This window comes from Streptomyces sp. NPDC057253 (assembly GCF_042669125.1).
Lineage (GTDB): Bacteria > Actinomycetota > Actinomycetes > Streptomycetales > Streptomycetaceae > Streptomyces.
In genome coordinates this window covers 101,989-119,536 of the sequence record NZ_JBHUXV010000019.1, presented here as the reverse complement: position 1 = coordinate 119,536, position 17,548 = coordinate 101,989, and the positions used below count along the sequence as shown (strand labels likewise).

Annotated in this window: 14 protein-coding genes and 1 pseudogene; 11 read left to right on the top strand and 4 right to left on the bottom strand. The window is 70.0% G+C overall.

Annotated elements, in window-relative coordinates; genetic code table 11:
- The coding region (locus tag ACFULQ_RS13630; RefSeq protein ID WP_383542499.1) for a hypothetical protein at positions 1–1,430 on the bottom strand (1,430 nt) is incomplete at its 3' end.
- 155 nt (positions 1,431–1,585) lie between these two features.
- On the opposite strand from ACFULQ_RS13630, the gene ACFULQ_RS13625 reads away from it, so the two are divergent.
- The 4 genes from ACFULQ_RS13625 (at position 1,586) to ACFULQ_RS13610 (ending at position 5,514) form a co-directional block, all read left to right on the top strand.
- Positions 1,586–1,987: a DUF4913 domain-containing protein gene (locus tag ACFULQ_RS13625; protein WP_383542496.1), complete on the top strand. Its 402-nt coding sequence runs from the start codon at positions 1,586–1,588 to the stop codon at positions 1,985–1,987.
- Positions 1,988–2,272: 285 nt separating this feature from the next.
- A complete protein-coding gene (locus ACFULQ_RS13620) occupies positions 2,273–2,656 on the top strand; it encodes a hypothetical protein (protein WP_383542493.1) in 384 nt (127 codons plus the stop codon).
- 77 nt (positions 2,657–2,733) lie between these two features.
- Complete coding sequence (locus ACFULQ_RS13615) at positions 2,734–3,882, top strand: hypothetical protein (RefSeq protein ID WP_383542491.1); 1,149 nt, start codon at positions 2,734–2,736, stop codon at positions 3,880–3,882.
- A 57-nt stretch (positions 3,883–3,939) separates the two neighbouring features.
- Positions 3,940–5,514 (top strand): glycosyl hydrolase, encoded by a 1,575-nt coding sequence (locus ACFULQ_RS13610; protein ID WP_383542488.1) that lies wholly within the window; start codon positions 3,940–3,942, stop codon positions 5,512–5,514.
- Between the two features lie 109 nt (positions 5,515–5,623).
- Here the strand turns inward: ACFULQ_RS13610 and ACFULQ_RS13605 are convergent, their stop codons facing one another.
- On the bottom strand, positions 5,624–8,542 hold the full coding sequence (locus ACFULQ_RS13605) for a BTAD domain-containing putative transcriptional regulator (RefSeq protein WP_383542486.1): 2,919 nt from the start codon (positions 8,540–8,542) through the stop codon (positions 5,624–5,626).
- 194 nt (positions 8,543–8,736) lie between these two features.
- On the opposite strand from ACFULQ_RS13605, the gene ACFULQ_RS13600 reads away from it, so the two are divergent.
- Positions 8,737–10,122, top strand: a complete 1,386-nt coding sequence (locus ACFULQ_RS13600; protein WP_383542484.1) for a hypothetical protein — start codon at positions 8,737–8,739, stop codon at positions 10,120–10,122.
- 131 nt (positions 10,123–10,253) lie between these two features.
- Here the strand turns inward: ACFULQ_RS13600 and ACFULQ_RS13595 are convergent, their stop codons facing one another.
- Positions 10,254–10,598, bottom strand: coding sequence for a hypothetical protein (locus ACFULQ_RS13595; RefSeq protein ID WP_383542481.1), 345 nt, complete (start codon positions 10,596–10,598; stop codon positions 10,254–10,256).
- 53 nt (positions 10,599–10,651) lie between these two features.
- Complete coding sequence (locus ACFULQ_RS13590) at positions 10,652–11,173, bottom strand: hypothetical protein (RefSeq protein ID WP_383542478.1); 522 nt, start codon at positions 11,171–11,173, stop codon at positions 10,652–10,654.
- A 144-nt stretch (positions 11,174–11,317) separates the two neighbouring features.
- Here ACFULQ_RS13590 and ACFULQ_RS13585 point away from each other — a divergent pair.
- The 6 genes and pseudogenes from ACFULQ_RS13585 to ACFULQ_RS13560 all read left to right on the top strand — a co-directional run.
- Positions 11,318–11,977: pseudogene (locus ACFULQ_RS13585) on the top strand (amino acid permease); the annotation flags it as partial.
- Positions 11,978–12,203: 226 nt separating this feature from the next.
- Complete coding sequence (gene kdpF, locus ACFULQ_RS13580) at positions 12,204–12,293, top strand: K(+)-transporting ATPase subunit F (RefSeq protein WP_009326374.1); 90 nt, start codon at positions 12,204–12,206, stop codon at positions 12,291–12,293.
- 8 nt (positions 12,294–12,301) lie between these two features.
- Entirely contained in the window at positions 12,302–13,966 is a 1,665-nt protein-coding gene (kdpA, locus tag ACFULQ_RS13575) for a potassium-transporting ATPase subunit KdpA (protein ID WP_383542475.1), read from the top strand.
- A complete protein-coding gene (kdpB, locus tag ACFULQ_RS13570) occupies positions 13,963–16,074 on the top strand; it encodes a potassium-transporting ATPase subunit KdpB (protein ID WP_383542472.1) in 2,112 nt (703 codons plus the stop codon). The genes kdpA and kdpB overlap by 4 nt, the downstream gene beginning before the upstream one ends.
- Positions 16,075–16,079: 5 nt before the next feature.
- Positions 16,080–16,748 (top strand): potassium-transporting ATPase subunit C, encoded by a 669-nt coding sequence (locus tag ACFULQ_RS13565; RefSeq protein ID WP_383542469.1) that lies wholly within the window; start codon positions 16,080–16,082, stop codon positions 16,746–16,748.
- A gap of 112 nt (positions 16,749–16,860) precedes the next feature.
- A complete protein-coding gene (locus ACFULQ_RS13560; protein WP_383542466.1) occupies positions 16,861–17,544 on the top strand; it encodes a response regulator in 684 nt (227 codons plus the stop codon).
- Positions 17,545–17,548 lie beyond the last annotated feature (4 nt).

Below are 17,548 nucleotides of genomic sequence, written 5' to 3'. Positions count from 1 at the left end.
CCCGTGGTCGCCGCCCGGTGCACCGGGGGCCGCGGCTGCTCGGAAACCTTGCTGGTCGCGTTCGACCCCTCCGGGGACGGAGTCCTGGGCATCTGGAGATTGGCCACACCGCCCGCGATCTGGCTCATGCGCTCCTCCTCGGAGGAGGCCGGACTCGGCGTGCGGATCGGCGAGCCGCCTTCCGAACGGGCCTGGCGGTGCACGTCGTAGGTGATGCGCGACGGCTTGTTCAGTCCGTCGATGCCCATCTCGGCCGCCTGCCTGACCCCAAGGTTGGCGGCCTGGACGAGGGTGACCCGCTCGCCGCGGATCTGGCTCAGGTCGCCCGGGTCGTTCGTGGCGTCCGTACGCCACTCGCCCTGGTTCGTCTTGCCCAGGCTCAGCTGCGGCAGGACACGGGAGTTGCCGACCTGGAACGCCTGCATGCTGATGTCGCTCATCACCTCGGGGCGTACGTTGATGACCGGCATGTCCTCGGAGGTCCGGCCGGGCGGCGTCACTGCTTCGCCGTAGACGAGGTGGATGCCGTCGGCGAGGGCGCTGACCGCCATCCGGCCGATGATGTCGGCGCGGCCCGGGTCCTGGGTGTTGTACTTGGCGGCCAGCAGGTTGTTGTCCGCGAGGTTGATGGTCTCGGGCCGGAACCGCGTGCTGGTGTCATTCGGCCGGAAGGTGACGTTCCCCTTGCGTACCTCGTCCTGGGACATCTGGGCCAGATAGCCGATGTACTGGCTCGCGGCGGCCTGCGCCACCTGCTGTCCCCGGGTCCCCTCTCGTGTGTACATGGCGAAGACATCGAGGTGCGGCATCATCTGGTAGTCGATGCCGGCCTCGTCGTGCTGCTCCGAGAGCGCCTGGTAACCCGCGTGCAGGACATGCCGGTAGTTGGCGTCCTGGCCGTGCGAGAGGTCGACGATCTTCAGCTCCGCGGTGGAGAAGTCCACCGGCGCCACCACGGCTTCGGAGAAGTTGGGGTCGGCCTGGACCGCGTCCCACTCCTCGCCCGTCATGTGGTGGTGCGACAGGTCCAGGGTGAGGCCGGTGCCGGTGCCGCGCAGCAGGTACTGGGTCAGGTCCTTCGCGGCGATGTAGCCGTGGTTGCTCATCTCCATGCTGTAGATGTCGTTGATGGTGTCCGCGGTGTACTTGCCCTCGACGGCCCTGGCCAGCTGAGCGGTCCGGCCACGGACGTCCACCACCTCGACGCCGTGCTGCTCCGCCTCCGTGCGGTATCCGGCCATCAGCTCCGCACGCCGCTGCTGCCCGGCTTCCCCGGGACGGCTCCGGGGCATCACCACGAGCTCCTTCTTCGAGTTCGGGAACCTGAGGCTCAGCTCCCGCAGGCCTGTCTTCGCGCTCTGGCTCATCTCCTCGCCGAACCAGATCATCTGGACCGCCTCGGGCTCGTTCGGCGGATCCTGAAGAGGCATGTCCCGTTCCTTCCTGCCCCGGTGGCCTGGTGCCACCGGCTGCCACGCACAACGGACCGCGCACGTCGAGAGGTTCAACACCTCGACTGAACCAGGAGTCGCGTCGCCCCGTCGTGCTGGTGACGAAAAGCCCATCGAGCGGACGGAGCACGGACATGACCAACCTCGCGCTGGAGACGACGCAAGAGCAGCCGAAGCAGCCCGCCTTCATCCTCTACATGGACGGTGCCGAGTACCAGGACGGCCTGAACCGCCTGATCTTGTGGGTGCGTCACCTGCTGCTGCCCGTGTACGGCAGAGAGGTCACCTCCAACGCCCCCTGGTGCAACCGCTGGTGGGAGCACAAGGAAGCGGTGGCGCAGCTGTACGGGCTGTGGATGGCCTGGCAGGAGTTGACCGGCCCGGAGTCCGCCGGAACGGGACCGGCGACCTGGCACCGCGACTACCTCACGCACATCATGGCCGCGCTACGGGATCCCCAGGGCCCGTTCGCCGGCTGCAAGCCCGGCGCCCATCGTGCCAAGGAGGCGCCGGGCATGGACCAGTACCCCGGCTGAGCCGTATCCGGATGCCGGACTCACGGCGTACGGACGGGCGGCGGCGGGACGTGGGTGCTCCCGGGGCTGTGCTCCGTGCCAGGAGACACTGCGGATGCCGCCTCGGCCATGGACAGCGGTGACGGCGTCCTTGGCCCAGGAAATGAACGGTTCAGCTCCGATACCGCCGTTGAACCGTTCGGCGTGCCGGATCCGTTGGGCATCGTGCATCGGCGTCGGTGCGCAGCCGACCGAGCCCGGTCGGCGGATCGGGGAGGAACGCACATGTCCGAAGGAAACGCAGCCGTGCCACGTGAGCGAGGGCACTTGGCCCGGAAGTCCGGAGACATGGCGTGCGGAGACGCCCCGTGCGACGCGCCCGGCACCGCCCTCGACCGGGTGACCGAGCACCAGGACCGGCCTGTCACCGGTGCCGGCCTGCTCGGTCCGCGCGGGCTGCTGCGACGGCGCCCGCCCGGCGCGGACGCGGCGGAGCTCTACCCCCGCCGGGACCTGCCGCGCACAGTCGGCGACGCACCGAGGCCGCCCGAAGTCCCGCTGCCGGCCCCGCTGCTGCTCCTGCCCGCAGGGTTCGAACCGGCGTCGCCGGCGGCGGTGCGGCCGTCCTACGACTCCACGGTCACGACTCCGGCCCGGATCCTGCTCGACGCGGTGCCCGCCGACCGGTGAACCACGGGCCGCGGCAGCGAACCGTGCGGGCGCCGTCCGGGCTCCGGGCGGCGCGTCCGACGTGAAGGAGAGACGACGTGGCGTTCGACAGCGGGGCAGACCGGCAGCCGAACAAGGTGAGGAAGAATCCCCCCGGACCGGCACAGGAATCGTCCCTCGGCCGGGCCGGCCGGAGACTCGGCCGGGGAATCGGGCGGAATTTCGACGGCGCGTACGATTCCGCGGCGGAGTTCTCGGCCGAAGTCGGCCGGCTCATCGGGAACTTCTGGAAATCACTGCGCCGCGTGGTGAACCGTGCCCTGGGCAGGTCCTCGTCAGGGTCGGGCGGGGACTACTCCGCGCTGCGCGGCGACGAGGGCCCCGGCCTGTCACCCGAGCAGGCTGCGCACGCCTACGGCGGGGAAGGTCAGCCGTACCCTCAGGCGCGGGACCGGAGCCGGGTGATGTCGAGCGAGGCCACGCAACAGAAACTGTCCCCCGAGGAGTTGGCGCTGCTGACCATCGCCCAGGAGGGCGCCCGCGGGCAGCTGGCCCACGCCGAGCGGACCGGAGGACCCGGCTGGACGAATCCGACGCTCGAACACGAGGCCTTCGAGAACGAGATCATGCGCCTCGTCATGTCCGACGAGAAGTGGAAGGAGGCCTACGAGAAGTACCCGGAGCGCATACCGACCGTCGCGCGGTACGCCGCCAACGCGCAGGTGCGGGAGCTGCTGGAAGGGAGACAACCCCGCATCGGGGAGGAGCCACGGCAGCAGCAGCCGCAGCGGTCGGACGGCCTGGTGTCGCACACCCCCTCCGGGGAAGTGGACGCCTTCGATGAGCCGGCCCCTGAACACGGGGCGATACGGCTCCCGTTGAACCGGGAGGACCTGCCGTGGGAGGCCGAGTCGGTCGACAGCCATGCCTTCGAAGTGGCGGAGCAGCGCCGCAACGCCACCTTCAGCCCCCACTGCGACACCAGTACCTATGACAGCAACGCCCTCATCGCACAGCAGGCGTCGGCGCACCTCATGGATGCCTCCCTGGACGACATAGGCCTCAGCCCCATGATTCCGACGTCGCCCGACGGCCCCTTCCGGCCGCACGTTCTCGACGAAGCCGGACTGGACGTCCTGCGCGGTACTCCCACCCCCGTCTCGCCCCTCACCCCGCGCGCGACCCCGTCAACTCCCCCCAGAACTGAGTCCATTGTTCAGAAGGCGTCCCCGACCATACGGCGATGAGGGCTTCCGATCACCCGTCGACCCGCACAACCCCACCCCAACGGAGAGGCCCGCCCTGTGCGCAGACGCACCTCGTTCCTCCTCGCCCTGCTCCTGGCCATCGTCGGAGTCACCGGCACCGCCGTAGCCATCCAGACCCACCGGTCCAGCAGCGGTACGAACATCGATGGAACGCCGGCCGCGGACGCGGCAGACCACACCATCACCCTGCAGAACCGCACCAGCAGCCGTATCTGGGTCGGCAGCGAGGCCAACGCGGACGGTTCGACCGCGATCACCGGGCTGCCGACGCTGGACCCGGGCCAGTCCGCCACGATCAGCGTTCCCGAACACGAGGGCGTCGGGCACTGGCGCGGCACCTTCTTCGCCCGCCAGGGATGCACTGGTGACGACGGGAGCACGTTCCACTGCGTCGTGGGCGACTGCGGACCGTACGCCGACCACTGCTCCCTCGGCCAACAGCCCACCGGACTGGCAGAGTTCAACTTCGACCCGGCCGACTCCGCGGCACCCTGGTACGACGTCAGCTACGTCGACGCCGTCGCCGCGCCCATCACCATCACGCCGAACGACCTGACGCCTCCCGCGAGCGGCGAGTGCGCGGTCGCGGGCTGTGCCGAGGATCTGCTGTCCGCCTGCCCGGCCGACAACCTGACGAATGACCCGGCAGGCCATCCATTGGTGTGCACCAACCCGAACCGGGACACGAAGACCCCGTACAGCGACATGGTCACCCAGAAGTGCCCGACGGCGTACGCCTGGTCGAAGCAGGACGCCGAGCCGGGGAACAAGGTCATGTACCAGTGCACCAAGTGCAGCGGTCTGACCGTCGCCTTCGGAACCGGCGCCACCGCCCCGGCCGACCCCGCCACCGCCCAGCCCGCCCCCGGCACCACTGCCGCCCCGGTCCGCAAGGGCGTCAGCCTCAACCCCGTCGACGGCGCCTCCCAGGCGCTCGCCGCCTCGGGCGCCTCCTGGTACTTCAACTGGGCCTCCTCCACCGGCCCGGTCACCAAGCCGGACGGCGTCGACTACGTCCCGATGATCTGGGGCCCCGGCTCCGTCACCGACGCCGAGCTGAGCGCCGCGACGCAGGGCGGCACCAGGGAACTGCTCGGCTTCAACGAACCCGACAACGGCAAGCAGTCGAACATGACGCCCGAGCAGGCCCTCGACCTGTGGCCCCGGCTGGAAGCCACCGGCCTGCGCCTGGGCGCACCCGCGGTCGCCGCCGGCGCCGACCTGGACGGCGGCTGGCTGGACCGGTTCATGAAGGGAGCCGCCGACCGCAACCTGCGCGTCGACTTCATCCCTCTGCACTGGTACGGCTCCGACTTCGGCCCGGACGCGCCCAACCAGCTGCGCGGCTATCTGCAAGCAGTCTGGGACCGCTACCACAAGCCGGTCTGGCTGACCGAGTACGGCCTGATCGACTTCTCCCAGGACACTCCCCGCTATCCCGGCGAGCAGGAACAGACCGACTTCATCAAGTCCTCGACACGGATGCTGGACAGCCTGAGCTTCGTGGAGCGCTACGCGTGGTTCACGCTGTCCACGCGGACCAGCCCGACCGGCCTCTACGACGGTACGACCGCCAATGCCAGCGGCCGTGTGTACCAGGACGCGAGCTGAACGGGAAGGTGAACCGTCCTGACCTACCTCCCGTTGTACGGGTGCAGCCTGGCCGTGTCCCCGCTCCCCCCTGGGGCCACGGCCAGGTCGTGACCGATCGGAGGCCAGGTCAGGCGGCGCGCTTCGACCCTGCGTCCCGCGCCTCTGCGTCCGGCGGCGCGTCCGCCGGCCTGCGGAGGCGCTCGCGGATCTTCGCGGCGTCCTGATGGTCGAACTCCACGAAGATCGCCAGTGCCTGCCGCCAGCTGTCGCGAGCGGCCTCCGGCTCGCCGGCCGCCAGTTGGACGTCCCCGAGGTTGCCCAGGGTGTGGCCTTCTCCCCACCTGTTGCCGACGTCCCGGTGCGTCCTGAGGGCCTGGTGGTAGTGGTCGACGGCCTCGTCGTAGCGATGGAGGCGGCGATGGACCGTACCGAGGATGTCGAGGGTGACGCCTTCGACCCATGGGTTGCCGCTGGCGCGCAGCACGGTCAACGCCTCCTCCAGGCAGCCGATGGCCTCGTCGAACCGGCCCTGCCGCTGGTAGACGTCGCCCAGGTTGCTCAGGCAGATTCCCACTCCCCAGGGGCCGCCGATGATCCGTTCGACGGCCAGGCCGCGGCGGATGTACTCCGCCGCCTTGTCGAGCCGGCCGCACTGGAGATAGGAGTCGCCCAGATTGGTCACGGCCGACGCCCTGCCGTCCGTGTCCCCGAGCTCCCGGTAGGCGGCCATCGCCCGGCGCAAGTGGTCGATGGCCTCCTCGAACCGGCCCGAGCCGCGCAGCGCGGCGGCCAGGTCCGCGAAGCCCTGAGCCCTGCCCCGGCGGTCGCCGGCGGCACTGGCCGCGGTCAGGCCCGCCCGCGCGGTGTCGACCCAGTCGTGCGTATGGCTGCGGAGATAGAAGAACCCCCACAGCACGGCCGGCAGTCGCCACGCGACACCCGGCCGTCCGGATCCCGCCGCCTGGTGGACCGCGGCGACCAGGTTGGCCCGCTCGGTCTCGCACCAGTCCAGGGCCTGGTCGTGCGTCGTGAACTCCAGGGGCCTGCACAGGTCCGGCAGCGGTTCGAGGGGGATCCGGCGACGCTGGGGGGTGATGTGCGGGTAGGCGGCGTCCGCGGTGTGCAGATACCAGGCGAGCAGCCGCCCCACGGCTCGCTCCTGCGCCAGGGGCGTCTCCTCGGCGTGGACGCGTTCGGTGGCGTAGACATGCAACAGGTCGTGCAGGGTGTAGCGGCCCGGGAAGTGCTCGGTGAGCAGATGGGCGCGGGTGAGCTCGACGAGCAGTGCGCGCACCTCCCGCAGCGGGAGTCCGGCCAGGGCCGCGGCGGCCGGTGCGGAGATGTCAGGTCCGGAGTGCAGGCCCAGCAGGCGGAACAGGCGCGCGGCGGGATCCGACACCGCTTTGTACGACCAGGAGAAGACCGCCCGTACGTCGGTGCTGATGTCGTCGCCGGAGGCGAAGGCGTCGAGGCTGCCGTGGCTGTCGCGCAGTTGCCCGGCGATGGCGCTGAGCGGGAAGCCGGGGTGGGCGACGGCATGGGCGGCGACGATGGCCAGCGCCAGCGGCAGCCGGGCGCACCGGGCGATGATCTCGTCCGTCGCCTGAGGTTCCGCCGCCGGCCGGTCGGTGCCGAGCCGACGGGTCAGGAGGTCGTGTGCCTCGGCGGGCGTCAGCTGGTCCAGAGGCAGCGGATGAGCCCCTTCGCCGGCGACCAGGCCGGTGAGCTGGTTGCGGCTGGTGACGATGACCAGGCTGCGGGAGGACCCGGGCAGCAGCGGGCGGACCTGGTCGGTGTCGCGGGCGTTGTCGAGCAGGATCAGCATCCGCCGCTGGGCGAGCATGCTGCGATAGAGCGCCGTCTGGGCGTCGAGGCCGGCGGGAATCCGCATCGGCGGGACGCCGAGTGCGCCGAGAAGAGTGCGGATGGCCTCGTCCGGTGTCACCAGGGAGCCGGTCGGATCGAAGCCGCGCAGATTGAGGTAGAGCTGTCCGTCGGGGAAGCGGTCGGCCATCTCGTGCGCCCAGTGCACGGCCAGGGTGGTCTTGCCGATACCGGCCATACCGCCGATCGCCGTGATCACCACGGTGGCCGGGGGGCCGTCCGGCTCGGACAACAGGGCGCGGGCTCGTTCGAGTTCGGCGTGCCGACCGACGAACGTCGGCAGGTCGGCGGGCAGTTGTGCCGGGCGGCCCGCGGGTAAGAGGGGAGGTGGGGCGGGGGGCACTGGAGGCGCCGGCGGCACCGAGGGGACCGGCGGGAGGGCGTCCAGGGACGCGTCGGCCGCCAGTATGCGGTCGTGCAGGTCCTGAAGCGGCGTACCGGGTTCGATGCCCAGCTCGGTCACCAGGGTGCTCCGCGTACTGCGGTAGGCCGCCAGTGCCTCGGCCTGCCTCCCGGACCGGTAGAGCGCCAGCATGAGCAGTCGGCACAGCTGCTCCCGCAGCGGGTACTGACCCGTCAACGCGATCAGTTCGGCGACGACGTCGCTGTGGCGGCCGCGTTCTACTTCGATGTCCAGCCAGGTCTCCAGCGCGACCAGTCGCTCCTCGTTCAGCCGGGAGCTCTCGGACTCGGCCAGGGGGCCGGGGAGACCGGCCAGTGCCGTGCCCTGCCATCCGTCGAGCGCCGCGCGCAGCAGTTCGGCGGCGGCGGACAGGTCGCCGGCGGCGCGCAGCTTCCTCGCCTCCGCGACCCGTTGCTCGAACACGCTGAGATCCAGGCCGTTCTCCGGCAGACGGATCAGGTACCCGTCCCCGACCGACACCAATACACTCCCGGTCCCGGCCGGCTCCCGCCCCGAGTCGATCGTTTTGCGCAGGCGCGACACATAGGTACGGAGCACCGACACCGCGGCCGCGGGCTGCTCCTCGCCCCAGACCGCGTCGAGGAGCTCGGCGAGTGCGACGGCGCGTCCCCGCCGCAACAACAGCGTTGCCAGGACGGCCCGCTGCTGTGGCGAACCAAGGTTCAATTCCTGTTCACCGCGCCAGGCCCGGACCGGCCCCAGGACGGCGAAACGCACGGAAGTCTCGTAGCCGTTCATCCCAGGACTGTACTGAACATCCATCCCGCCACAGGCGTCGCCTGACGGAATGTCATCTCTTGGTCGGATCGTCGCAATTTGCTGGTCGGCGGGATTGAACCATTCCCGAACGAGCGCCCGTTGCGCTACCCGGGGACCGCCACACCGTTCCCGGTCGGGGCCGTTCGGCCGGGACGCGTCAGAAAGGAAGAGCCATGAGCCGGGGTGAAGAGGAAGAGAAGGACGAGCGGGTCACGGGGAGCGATCACGCCGTGCCGGGGCCACGCCACGCGGTGGTCATCTCCGGAGACGGCTCGGCCACCATCGACGGAGAACCCGTAGAGGTCGCGGACGGAGAGTCGGTCGACGCCGCGATCCTCGACAGACTCCAGGGACACGCACGGGACCTGAACGCCGGCGTGACGGCGACCATCTCCGACCCCTCCGCGGGCTACGTGGCGTTCGTCGAGGTCGCCCCGGACGGTTCGAGCAGCCTTCTGGAGCAGCAGGACGCGCCGCCCGAGCCCACCGCAGTGCCCGTAGGTACGGCCGCAGCAGTACCCGACCCTGCTGAAGTCGATGCCGACGAAGCCGAAGTCGACGAAGACTCAGGCTTCGACGTCGAGGCGTACCCGCGGGAGCACCGGCAGCGACCCCCCGCCCCCTCCCCACCCGTCGTTCGCCGCGGCCCGCTGGTCGCCCCGAGGAACGGCACGCGTCAGTCGGACGACGAGTACAAGTCGCCCGGTCTGCTCCACAAACCCCTGGTCGTAGGACCGGTGGCCCTCGGCGTGGCCGCCCTGGTCATCGTTCCGCTGGTGATCCTGGGCAGCAGCGCACCGGACGACGGGGGGCGCCAGAAGCAGACAGCCCGTTCGAGCAAGGAGACGGGGACTCCTCTGGCCGAGGACACCCCGTCGGCCACGTTTTCGGGCGTGAGGACTTCGCCCAGCGCGACAGCCGCCTCACCGTCCGCCAAGCCGAAAGCGTCGGCGAGTGCCAAGGCCCCGAAGAAGAAGGGAGAAGCGAAGGGGGGAGCCGGAGGCATCGGTGGGGTCACCGTCACCGTGACCGCGAAGCCACCGCGGGCCACCGTGACGGCGAAGCCCGCGCAGGAGACCGCGGCCACGGCGGTGAACCGGCTCCACCGGAGCGACCCGTCCGGGCGGCACATCTGCTACCGCGCGTACCTCTCCGGGCAGGGTTGGCAGAAGCCCGTGTGCGACGGCACGCTCGCCGGGACGACGAGCGGGACCCATCCCATCAAGGCCCTCAACATCGCGGTGTACGGCGGAGCCGGCTCGGCCGCCAACGCCTTCGTCCACGATGCGAAGTCGACCGACGGCCGGGGCAAGTGGAATCCACGGTGGACAGCCGTCATCGGCGACGGCAAGAACAACTACATCGGCAGTACGAAGTCGGGCGCCCCCTACATGACGGGCTTCGCCATCAACATCGGCAGCGGCCGGCTCTGCCGGTCGACCAAGGTCCACGGCTACGACTGGGGCAGTGAGGACTGCACCGAGCCACGTCCCGGCTACATCTTCGGGGGCGCCCTGGAGAACACGCGCTGGCTCGAGGCCGTCAAGCTCTGGGTGTGATGCGGTGAGCGGATCGACGTCGTTCGAGCTGGGCCATGCGAAAACACAGACAAGGACGCCCCGGCAAGGCCGCCTGGGCGAACGCACGGCGTGAGCTGCACCGCTGCTGACCCGGCCCGGGTTCGGCGGGGTCAGTGGGCGTCGAGTTCCGCGAGCTGTTCCGCGGCGGTGGTGTTGCCCAGGGCGGCGAGGCGGCGGAGCTCCGCCAAGTCGTCCTGTTCGGTGGCGAGTTGGATCAGTTCGTCGGTGGCCGTGGTGTTGCCGTCGTCGGACAGGCGTCGGAGTTCGGCCAGGTCGCCCCGCTCCGAGGCGAGTTGGATCAGCTCGTCGGTGGCGTCGGAGCTGCCCGACTCGGCGAGGCGGCGCAGTTCGTGCAGGTCGCCGAGTTCGGAGGCGAGCTGGACGAGTTCGTCGGTGGCGTCGGTGTCCCCCGCCGCGGCGCGAGCCCGGAGGACGGACAGATCGGATTCAGACATGGCGAGCGGCCTCTCCGTGAGGGTGGTCCGGGGTCGGTGGGCCTGACGGGGTGTCACTGGAGCCCCGACGCCCTGAGCACCGCCCGCACCGTTTCCTCGTCTATGCGTCGGCCGAGGCGGTTCAGGACGTCCGCGCCCTGCGACAGCGTGCCCCGCTCGACGGAACGCCGGACCCCGGTGTCGAGTTCGTGCCAGATCAGTGGGTTGGCGGTGAGGACGTGGGGGTCCAGTTCCAGGCGGTGCCCGTAGGTGTCGCGCAGGACCAGGCGGGACGAGAGGTCGTCGTAGCGCCATACGGTCGTCAGCGCGTCCGTGCGTACCGTCCGTCTGCGCCACGGGCCCCGCACCGTCAACCAGCCGGTGCCCGCCGTCACCCGAGCCGGGAGCAGGACCATGAACAGGGCGGCCGCCATGCCGAGCCAGAGCAGGGTCCGCAGGGGTGACAGGCTGCCCGCGTCCCAGTCGACCAGCAGCGACAGGGCGCCGAACAGCGCGGCGCAGCCGGCCGCGAGCCGTGCGCTGCCACGCCATTGGCGGTCACCGGCCGGTGCCCACCGGTCGTCGGAACGTCGCATGTCGCCGACGCTAGGGCTCCTCAGGGGTCCGGCGGCCGGCACTGACGAGGCCCTGACGCCGTACGTGCGCATCCTGACGGAATCCATACGGGGCCGCCGTTTCAGTCGGTGGCCGGGTTCGGCGGAAGCGCCCACGACTGCGAAATGGTCCGGCACTGGCATCTGGAGCGGAGCCCCGGCCGGCATGGCAAGGCGCTCCTGAACGGCCTCGGGGCCGTCCTCACCGGCGTGGCCACCGTCGTCGTCACCCTGGAGAAGTTCCAGGAGGGCGCCTGGCTCGTCGTGATCGCGCTGCCGCTGCTGGTCGCGGCCTTCGTCGCCGTCCACCGCGCCTACGGCCGGATCGGCGAGCGGCTCGGTCTCGGCCGTATCCCCGAGACCCCGCACCGCGAACGCTCCCTGGTGATCGTCCCCGTCTCCTCCCTGTCCCGGCTCACCTCCGAGGCGCTCACCGCGGCGGCCTCCCTCGGCGACGAGGTGCGTGCGGTGACCGTCTGCTGCCCCGACCCCGAGGACCGCGCCGCCCTGCACGCCCTGGAGCGGTCCTGGGCCGCGTGGGACCCCGGAGCGGAGCTGGTCCGGCTGTCCTGCGAGCGGCGCTCCCTGGGCCGTCCGATCGCCGCCTACGTCCGTGAGGCGGCCGCCGCCGAGCCCACCACCCGGGTGACGGTGCTGATCCCGGAGGCGGAGCCGGAACGGCTGTGGCAGCGGCTGCTGCAGAACCAGCGCGGCGCGGTCGTCGCCCATGCCGTACGGCGGGAGACGGACGCCGTCATCTGCCGGCTGAGGTTCCGGCTGCTGTGAGGGCCCCCGGGGGCGGGGCCGTAAGAGCCCCGTCAAAGGTGTCGGGGCCGCCGTATGGGACCCGTCAACGCCCCCCGGATTCCGGCCGGGGGCGGGGTTTGCTCTCTCTGTCCGACTCTCTTCCGAACCTCTTCTAGGAGTTCGCGATGGCCGACCTGGCCTTCGTCGTCACCACGATCGCGCTGTTCGCGCTGGTGGCTCTTGTCGCCAAGGGGGTGACGAAGCTGTGACCGCCGAGAACGTCGTCGGCCTGGTCGTGGCCGTCGCCCTGCTGGGCTATCTCGTCCTCGCCCTGATCTTCCCCGAGAGGTTCTGAGCCACCCCATGGGTCCCGTACTCGCAGGCTTCCTCCAGCTGCTCGCCCTCACAGGGGCGCTGGCGCTCGCCTACATACCCCTCGGCACCTACATGGCCAAGGTGTACTCCTCCGACAAGCACTGGCGCGTCGAGAAGTGGACCTACCGGGCCATCGGTGCCGACCCCGACGCCGAGATGACCTGGACCGCGTATCTGCGCGGGGTCCTCGCCTTCTCCGCGGTCGGCGTTCTCTTCCTCTACCTGCTCCAGCGGTTCCAGGGCGTCCTGCCCGGCTCGCTCGGCTTCGACTCGGTCGACCCGGCGCAGTCGTTCAACACCGCCGTGTCCTTCGTGACCAACACCAACTGGCAGTCGTACTACGGCGAACAGACCATGGGCCATGTCGTCCAGACCGCTGGACTCGCCGTCCAGAACTTCGTCTCCGCCGCCGTCGGCATCGCGGTCGCGGTCGCGCTCGTACGAGGGTTCGCGCGCTCGCGGACCGGTGAGCTCGGCAACTTCTGGGCCGACCTGGTCCGCGGCACGCTGCGGATCCTGGTGCCGGGCGCCGCCATCGCGGCGATCGTGCTCGTGGCGTGCGGGGCGATCCAGAACTTCTCCGGCATCCACGAGGTCGGTCAGTTCATGGGCGGGTCGCAGCAGTGGAACGGCGGCGCGGTCGCCTCGCAGGAGGCGATCAAGGAGTTCGGCACCAACGGCGGCGGCTACTTCAACGCCAACTCCGCCCACCCCTTCGAGAACCCGACGCCGTTCACCAACCTCTTCGAGATCTTCCTGCTGCTGGTGATTCCGTTCTCCCTGACCCGGACCTTCGGCGTGATGGTCGGTTCGGTCCGGCAGGGATACGCGATCCTCGCGACCATGGCCACCATCTGGCTCGGCTTCACCGCCTTGATGATGTGGACCGAATTCGCCCACCACGGACCGGCGTTGCAGCTCGCGGGCGGGGCGATGGAGGGCAAGGAGGTCCGCTTCGGGGTCGGTTCCTCGTCGATCTTCGCGGTGTCGACGACCCTCACGTCGACGGGTGCCGTGGACTCCTTCCACTCCTCCTTCACCGGGCTCGGCGGCGGGATCACCATTCTGGGAATGCAGTTGGGTGAGATCGCGCCCGGCGGTACCGGCTCGGGCCTGTACGGCATGCTGATCATGGCGGTCATCGCGGTGTTCATCGCCGGGCTCATGGTCGGCCGTACGCCCGAGTACCTGGGCAAGAAGATCGGCACCCGCGAGATCAAGCTCGCCGCCTGCTACATCCTCATCACCCCCGCGCTCGTGCTCGTCCTCGCCGGGATCTCCATGGCGCTGCCGACCCCGCCGCACTCGATGCTCAACTCCGGTGCGCACGGCTTCTCCGAGGTGCTGTACGCGTTCACCTCCGCCGCCAACAACAACGGCTCCGCCTTCGCCGGGCTGAACGCGAACACCGACTGGTTCAACACCATGCTCGGCGTGGCGATGCTCCTCGGCCGCTTCCTGCCGATGGTGTTCGTCCTCGCGCTGGCCGGGTCGCTCGGCGAGCAGAAGCCGGTGCCGGTCACCGCGGGCACCCTGCGGACCGAAAAGCCCTTGTTCACCGGGCTGTTGGTGGGCGCGATCCTCATCATCACCGGTCTGACGTACTTCCCCGCCCTCGCGCTGGGGCCGCTGGCCGAGGGGCTGGCGTCATGACCACCCGTACCGAAAGCAGCGAGATGTCCACTGCCACCCGCGCGCCGCACCAGGACGCGCCCACCGGCCACAAGCCTGCCGAGGGCCGCGTCGGAGCGGGCCTCTTCGACCCCAAGCAGCTGCTGAAGTCGCTGCCGGACGCCTTCCGCAAGCTCGATCCGCGGGTGATGGTCAAGTCGCCCGTGATGTTCGTGGTGTGGATCGGGTCCGTGCTGACCACGGTGTTCTCCTTCAAGGACCCGGGGGACTGGTTCGGCTGGACCATCAGCGCCTGGCTGTGGCTGACCGTCGTCTTCGCCAACCTCGCGGAGGCCGTCGCCGAGGGCCGGGGCAAGGCGCAGGCCGACACCCTGCGCAAGGCCAAGACCGACACGGTGGCGCGCCTTCTGGACGGCACCGAGGTCCCCGGAACCTCGCTGAAGATCGGCGACCTGGTCGTCTGCGAGGCCGGTGACGTCATTCCCGGCGACGGTGACGTCATCGAGGGCGTCGCCTCCGTCGACGAGTCGGCGATCACCGGTGAGTCGGCGCCCGTCATCCGGGAGTCCGGCGGTGACCGGAGCGCGGTCACCGGCGGGACCAAGGTGCTCTCCGACCGGATCGTCATCAAGATCACGACGAGGCCCGGCGAGACCTTCATCGACCGGATGATCAACCTGGTCGAGGGCGCGGCCCGGCAGAAGACGCCCAACGAGATCGCGCTGAACATCCTGCTCGCCTCGCTGACCATCGTGTTCCTGCTCGCGGTCGCGACCCTGCCGCCGTTCGCGGACTACGCGGGCACGCACCTGACGATGGTGGTGCTGGTCGCGCTGCTGGTCTGTCTGATCCCGACCACCATCGGGGCGCTGCTGTCCGCGATCGGCATCGCGGGCATGGACCGCCTCGTCCAGCGCAACGTCCTCGCCATGTCCGGGCGGGCGGTCGAAGCCGCCGGTGACGTGTCGACGCTGCTGCTCGACAAGACCGGCACCATCACCCTGGGCAACCGCCAGGCGTCGGAGTTCGTACCGGTCTCAGGGGTGACGGACGCCGAGGTCGCGGACGCGGCCCAGCTGTCCTCGCTGGCCGACGAGACGCCAGAGGGCCGCTCCGTCGTCGTACTGGCGAAGGAGAAGTACGGACTGCGCGAGCGTCACCAGGGGGAACTCGTCGGTGCCGAGTGGATCGAGTTCACCGCGCAGACCCGGATGTCCGGAGTCGACGTGGACGGGCGCAGGATCCGCAAGGGGGCGGCCGGTTCGGTCATCAGGTGGGTCGAGGAGCGCGGCGGCAGCGTCGGCGAGGACGCGGACGCCTTCGCCGACCGGATCTCCGAGGCCGGCGGCACCCCGCTGCTCGTGGCCGTGGAGGACACCGGCGGTGCCCGCGTCCTCGGCGTCATCCACCTCAAGGACGTCGTCAAGGAGGGCATGCGCGAGCGGTTCGACGAGCTGCGCCGCATGGGCATCAAGACCGTCATGATCACCGGTGACAACCCGCTGACCGCCAAGGCGATCGCCGAGGAGGCGGGCGTCGACGACTTCCTCGCGGAGGCCACGCCCGAGGACAAGATGGCCCTCATCAAGCGGGAGCAGGCGGGCGGCAAGCTCGTCGCGATGACCGGTGACGGCACCAACGACGCGCCCGCGCTGGCCCAGGCGGACGTCGGCGTGGCGATGAACACCGGCACGTCGGCCGCGAAGGAGGCCGGCAACATGGTCGACCTCGACTCCAACCCGACCAAGCTGATCGAGATCGTCGAGATCGGGAAGCAACTCCTCATCACCCGGGGCGCGTTGACGACGTTCTCCATCGCCAACGACGTCGCGAAGTACTTCGCGATCATCCCGGCGCTGTTCGCGGCGGTCTACCCCGGTCTCGACAAGCTCAACATCATGGGCCTGTCCTCACCGGACTCCGCGATCCTGTCCGCCGTCGTCTTCAACGCGCTGATCATCATCGCGCTGGTGCCCCTCTCCCTGCGGGGCGTGCGGTACCGGCCGGTCAGCGCCGACAAGTTGCTGCGCCGGAATCTGACCGTCTACGGCGTCGGCGGCCTGATCGCCCCCTTCATCGGCATCAAGCTCATCGACCTGCTCATCTCCCTCATCCCCGGGATCGGCTGACAGCCATGAACAACTCCGTATCGAACACCGGCCGGTTGCTGTGGGCGGGACTCCGGGCCCTGCTGGTGCTGACCCTGGTGACCGGCGTCATCTACCCGCTCGCCGTCACCGGCGTGGCCCAGGCCCTGTTCCACGACAAGGCGAACGGCTCTCAGGTCACGGCGGACGGCAGGGTCGTCGGGTCGTCGCTGATCGGGCAGTCGTACAGCTTGCCGCTGAAGAAGGGCCGGACGACCCCCGAACCCGATCTCAAGTGGTTCCAGGGCCGCCCGCAGAACGGGCTCGGCACCAACAGCGTCAACACGCGGTACAAGCTGATCCTGTCCGGTGCCACCAACCTGTCCGCGGACAACAAGGACCTGATCCAGCAGGTCAAGGACGCCCGAGCGGCCGTGATCAAGGACAACTCGGTGCCCGGCTACACCGTCAGGGCCTCCCAGGTCCCCGCCGACGCGGTCACCTCCTCCGGCTCGGGCCTCGATCCGGACATCTCCCCGGCCTACGCGGACCTCCAGGTCCACCGCATCGCGGAGAGGAACGGCCTGTCCGTCGCGCAGGTGCAGAAGCTGGTCGACGAGCACGTCGAGGGCCGCACGCTCGGCTTCATCGGCGAACCCCGGGTGAACGTCCTGGAGCTCAACATCGCGCTCAAGGCCCTCACCGCCAAGAGCTGATGGCGTCACCCGCCCCACGGGGAGTCGGCGGCCCGGGACGACCGGGTGCGCCGACTCCCGCAGTCAGGAAGCAGGTACGTCACGACGACGTACGACAGGAAGGCGCACGCCGATGACACGGGTGCTGGTGGTGGAGGACGACCCGCAGCTCGTACGGGCCCTCATCATCAATCTCCAGGCACGCCGGTACGGGGTCGACGCGGCCCCCGACGGTGCCACCGCGCTGAGACTGGCGGCTGCTCGGCAGCCCGATGTCGTGATGCTCGACCTGGGGCTGCCCGACATGGACGGCGTCGAGGTCATCAAAGGGCTCAGAGGCTGGACCCGGGTGCCGATCCTGGTGCTCTCCGCCCGCCAGGGCTCCGACGAGAAGGTCGCCGCCCTGGACGCCGGCGCCGACGACTACGTCACCAAGCCGTTCAGCATGGAAGAGCTCCTTGCCCGGCTGCGGGCCGCCGTCCGGCGCACCGAGGAGTCCCCGCTCGCCACCGGGGTGACGCTCGTCGAGACGGCGGACTTCACCATCGACCTGCTGGCGAAGAAGCTGCACCGGGAGGGCCGGGACGTACGCCTGACCCCCACCGAGTGGCACCTGCTGGAGATCCTGGTGACCAGCCCGGGACGACTGATCACGCAGAAACACCTCCTCCAGGAGGTCTGGGGCGTCACCCAGAGCAACAAGACCAACTACCTGCGGGTCTACATGGCCCAACTGCGCCGAAAACTGGAAGCGGACCCCTCCCACCCCCGCTACCTCATCACCGAGCCCGGCATGGGCTACCGCTTCGAGGGTTGACCAT

Coding starts and splice junctions, on each gene's coding strand:
- ACFULQ_RS13625 (WP_383542496.1), top strand. CDS start 1,586: ATGACCAACCTCGCGCTGGAGACGACGCAAGAGCAGCCGAAGCAGCCC.
- ACFULQ_RS13605 (WP_383542486.1), bottom strand. CDS start 8,542: ATGAACGGCTACGAGACTTCCGTGCGTTTCGCCGTCCTGGGGCCGGTC.
- ACFULQ_RS13600 (WP_383542484.1), top strand. CDS start 8,737: ATGAGCCGGGGTGAAGAGGAAGAGAAGGACGAGCGGGTCACGGGGAGC.
- ACFULQ_RS13595 (WP_383542481.1), bottom strand. CDS start 10,598: ATGTCTGAATCCGATCTGTCCGTCCTCCGGGCTCGCGCCGCGGCGGGG.
- ACFULQ_RS13590 (WP_383542478.1), bottom strand. CDS start 11,173: ATGCGACGTTCCGACGACCGGTGGGCACCGGCCGGTGACCGCCAATGG.
- kdpA (WP_383542475.1), top strand. CDS start 12,302: ATGGGTCCCGTACTCGCAGGCTTCCTCCAGCTGCTCGCCCTCACAGGG.
- kdpB (WP_383542472.1), top strand. CDS start 13,963: ATGACCACCCGTACCGAAAGCAGCGAGATGTCCACTGCCACCCGCGCG.
- ACFULQ_RS13565 (WP_383542469.1), top strand. CDS start 16,080: ATGAACAACTCCGTATCGAACACCGGCCGGTTGCTGTGGGCGGGACTC.
- ACFULQ_RS13560 (WP_383542466.1), top strand. CDS start 16,861: ATGACACGGGTGCTGGTGGTGGAGGACGACCCGCAGCTCGTACGGGCC.